5 protein-coding genes are annotated in these 4,082 nt (G+C 39.3%); 3 read left to right on the top strand and 2 right to left on the bottom strand.

The genetic code is table 11. The annotated features are described in order from the left end of the window. Together AC1DG9_RS24370 and AC1DG9_RS24375 are read left to right on the top strand one after the other, a co-directional pair. A partial coding sequence (locus AC1DG9_RS24370; protein WP_477635402.1) for a c-type cytochrome occupies positions 1-1,271 on the top strand: 1,271 nt, incomplete at its 5' end. Between the two features lie 10 nt (positions 1,272-1,281). Continuing rightward, positions 1,282-2,079: a 3-keto-disaccharide hydrolase gene (locus AC1DG9_RS24375; protein ID WP_288880351.1), complete on the top strand. Its 798-nt coding sequence runs from the start codon at positions 1,282-1,284 to the stop codon at positions 2,077-2,079. Here the strand turns inward: AC1DG9_RS24375 and AC1DG9_RS24380 are convergent. Continuing rightward, positions 1,992-2,348, bottom strand: a complete 357-nt coding sequence (locus AC1DG9_RS24380; protein ID WP_172663677.1) for a winged helix-turn-helix transcriptional regulator — start codon at positions 2,346-2,348, stop codon at positions 1,992-1,994. The genes AC1DG9_RS24375 and AC1DG9_RS24380 overlap by 88 nt on opposite strands. 78 nt (positions 2,349-2,426) lie before the next feature. Between AC1DG9_RS24380 and AC1DG9_RS24385 the strand changes: the two genes are divergently transcribed. Continuing rightward, a complete protein-coding gene (locus tag AC1DG9_RS24385; protein ID WP_477635403.1) occupies positions 2,427-3,311 on the top strand; it encodes an NAD(P)H-binding protein in 885 nt (294 codons plus the stop codon). A gap of 10 nt (positions 3,312-3,321) precedes the next feature. On the opposite strand, the gene AC1DG9_RS24390 is transcribed toward AC1DG9_RS24385, so the two are convergent. After that, positions 3,322-4,082: AraC family transcriptional regulator (locus tag AC1DG9_RS24390; protein WP_477635404.1), on the bottom strand; the 761-nt coding region annotated here is incomplete at its 5' end.

Here is a 4,082-nt window from a genome sequence, read left to right on the forward strand (position 1 = left end):
GGATTGCTGTTGAACATCAGCCCGTTGCAGAATGGCAAGACAGAGCCCTGAATGAAAAGGACCCGATTATATTGATGCACGCCATGACTGCACTGGCCAGAAATGGAAGTAAGGAATTAAACAGTAAAATGTTGAATGCGCTGATGCACATCAATTATATGTCACTATCAGAACCGCAGAAGATGGACTTGTTAAGAACGTTTGAGCTAACGTTACTGCGCACCGGTAAACCCCAACCGGTAGATAGGCTGAAATTAAGCAAATATCTAAATGCTCATTTTCCGGCCAAGAGTAATGAAATCAATCGGTTCATGACAAAGATCCTTGTTTATATCGGCGATGAGCAGGTAGTACCTAAAACTTTGGCCTTAATAGATCTGGCCAAAGACGATGAGGACTACCAGAAGGGAATAACCAGTTCGTCAGATTTGATCTTGAAAAATCCTCAATATGGATTGGATATTGCAAAAACGCTGTCTAAAACGCCACCTTCGCAACAGATTTATTATGCTGTAGCTTTAAGTGAAGCCAAAAAAGGATGGACACCTGCACTTCGTAACAAATATTTTAAATGGTTCTATAAAGCATTCGGGTTTAAGGGTGGTAACAGTTATATCGGTTTTATTGATGAAGCACGTAAAATAGCCCTAACCAATGTGCCAAAAGAACAATTTGCTCATTTTAACAAGATCTCCGGAGACGGCCTGGTAGACAATAAACAGCTTAAACTTGGCGATGTTACACAACCAAAAGGTCCGGGAAGAGACTGGAAACTGGACGAAGCACTTGCAGTAGTAAAAGACAGTTTGGTAGGCAGAAACTATAAGAATGGTAAAATGATGTTTGCCGCCACAATGTGTATTTCTTGCCATACTACAGGTGGCGAGGGTGGTTCTGCAGGTCCCGACCTTACACATCTGGGAACCAGATTCTCTGAGAAAGACATCCTTGAATCTATCATAACACCTAGCAAAGTGATCTCCGATCAGTATGCCGCAAAAGTTTATTATTTAAAAGACGGAAGCTCTATCTATGGAAGATTTAAGAGAGAGACCAAAGACAAGATTTATATTTCTCAAAATCCTTTTTCTCCTCAAACACTTCGGGAAATTAAGAAAAAGGATATAGCAATCACTTCTGTATCTAAATTATCCATTATGATGCCTGGCATGATCAACAGCTTAAATAGTGAAGAATTAAAAGATTTAATGGCTTATTTGATTTCAGGTGGAAATAAAGATAATAAAGTGTTTCAGCCGGCAAGTAAATAGAAGTAAGAAGATGCGTCAAATAAATAGAAATTCAATAAGCTTTATTGGAAGTGTGTTTTTGTTAATGCTAACTTTTTCGGCAATGAGTCAGGAAAAGGATTTTGTTAAAATTTTTGATGGTAAAACACTACAAGGCTGGAAAGGAGATTTAATCCACTGGAAAGTTGAAAACGGAACTATAATAGGTGAGGTCACTCCTCAAAATCAATTAAAGAATAATACTTTTTTAATATGGGCAGGAGGGAAAGTGGGTGATTTTGAACTGAAATTACAGTATAAAATTTCAAAAGGAGGCAATAGTGGTATCCAGTACAGGAGTGAAGAAGTACCCGGTGTTCCCTTTGGACTAAAAGGTTATCAGGCCGACATAGATGGGAACAATGAATATACAGGCTTAAACTATGAAGAAAGAGGCCGTGGCTTTATCGCAAAACGGGGCGAGAAAGTAGTTGTAGATTCATTAGGGAAACCTGATCTCCTTTCAACGTTAGGTACATCAGAGGAGCTGGCAAAGAATATCAGGAAGGATGATTGGAATGAATATCACCTGGTTGTTAAAGGCAATCATATGCAATATTATATCAATGGTGTATTAATGAGTGATGCCACCGATAATGATCCTGTCAATCGTAAAATGACAGGGTTATTAGGCCTTCAGGCACACGTAACCACTGAAATGCGGGTTGAATTCAAGAACATTAGACTAAAGCAAGGCCTTGATTATGCCTTAAAATCTCGTGCAAATGCCCATTCAACCATTGCATCGAGAATTGGCTTTAATTCTTCACCTTCAAAACTTAAACTATAGGTTACAAAAGGAGGAACAATATTTTCAGCTTTTCTGATAACCAGCACATCCTGTTGCATCTGTTTTAGGTGCTGTATAAGCATTTTTTCAGTTATGGCCGGAATCAATTTCTTCAGCTCGCTATACCTTTTTGGTCCGCTCATGAGGTGGTAAAGTATTACTGGTTTCCAATGACCTCCAATCTTACTCATCACGTAGCTGACCGGGCAGGTTGCCTTGTTATTTTCTCTGTTGGCATTTAAAGTTGAATTTTCTTTGATCGCTGTCATCTTACATACTTTGGGGTAAGTACTTGTATAAAAGTAAGTACAAATATAACTTTGTCTTTAAATAAAAACAGAACTATCATGAAAATAATTATAACTGGGTCACTGGGGAATATCAGTAGACCACTTTCAATTAACCTGGTTTCTGAAGGACATCAGGTAACCATCGTATCCAGTAACAAAGAAAAATCAGATGAAATTATAAGCCTTGGCGCAATCCCGGCAATTGGATCAGTAAACGACGAACGTTTTCTTACAGATACCTTTATAGGTGCAGATCTGGTATATCTGATGGTACCTAACGATTTCGCTGCCAATGACCTTAGAGGACACATTAAAGAAGTTGGCGAGCACTATGCCAACGCAATAAAAGCCTCTGGTGTTAAAAAAGTAGTTTTATTGAGCAGTATAGGTGCTCATATTGAAAAAGGAACCGGACCAATTGCCGGGCTTTATGCCGTTGAACAGATCTTTAGTAAACTTGAAAATATCGATGTACTAATCCTTCGTCCTGCATTTTTCTATAACAATTTCTATGCAAATCAGGATTTGATCAGACACATGGGAATCATCGGGTCTAACTACGGTGCAGATCAGCCAATCATTATGGTCGATCCAAAAGATATAKCTGCGGCCGCTGCAAATAAAATCAAAGAAGGCTTTACAGGAAAGAACATTTTTTATATTGCGAGTGATAAACGCCTGCTTAAAGAAGTTGCAGAGGAGCTAGGAAAAGCAATTGGTAAGCCTGAATTGCCATGGGTAGCATTTGATGATGTGCAGGCCTTTGATGGAATGGTAGGCGCCGGACTTCCAGAGGAAATTGCAAAGAATTATGTAGAAATGGGCACCGCTATTAGAAGTGGTGTACTTTGGGAGGATTTCGATTCTAAAAACACTGTTCCAATTGGTAAGATCAAACTTGAAGATTTTGCAAAACAGTTTGCCATTGCCTACAACGGATAGCAGAGCCCAATTACCCTTCGTTTACAGTGTCTCTGCAGCGTTTTCTATAATCGGTGGGTTTTAATCCGGTTTTCTCTTTAAAAAGCTTTGAAAAGTAGAAGCTGGATTCAAAATTAAGATCAATAGAAATCTCCTTGATCGGTATATTGCTGCTGCACAACAAATCCTTTGCCTTTTCTATTTTAAGTTGAAGGTAATACTGACCTGGAGATAAACCTGTGTAATTTTTGAAGAACTTCCGAAACGAGGAGTACCCTACACACAGATCCTGAGCGGCCTGTTCGGCCGAGTATGGATTGTTTATATTTGAACGAAACAGGAGCATTGCCCGGTTTATAACATTATCTTCTTCCTGGTTACCAAGGGTGTGTTGTTTGGCAAGCGAATGACAGGCACCAAGCAGATAAAACACTGCTCCGGAAACCAGAGGCTGATAACCAGGACGCTCTTGTTTCGTTTTTTCAATAATGCCATTATACACTTCCAGTATGCTTTCATTAAAACCAATATACTGGGTGGGTGCTTCAGGCTTTAAATAGCCTGATGTTACCAGATTGTCTATTATTTTGCCTTTTACGCCTACCCAATATTCATCCCAACCTGTTTCTGGGTCGGGTTTATAACGGTGGCGCTCATTTGGGAACAGTACAATGACTGTTCCTGCATTGATTTTGGTCTGTTTATAATTTTCTGATTCAAAGATCCCGCTTCCACGAGTGATGTAAATAACCTGATATTCCTGCAAGGTACGCCAGCTCTTCCAGTTAAAAT

The sequence above is a fragment of the Pedobacter sp. 05L430 genome (assembly GCF_056397585.1).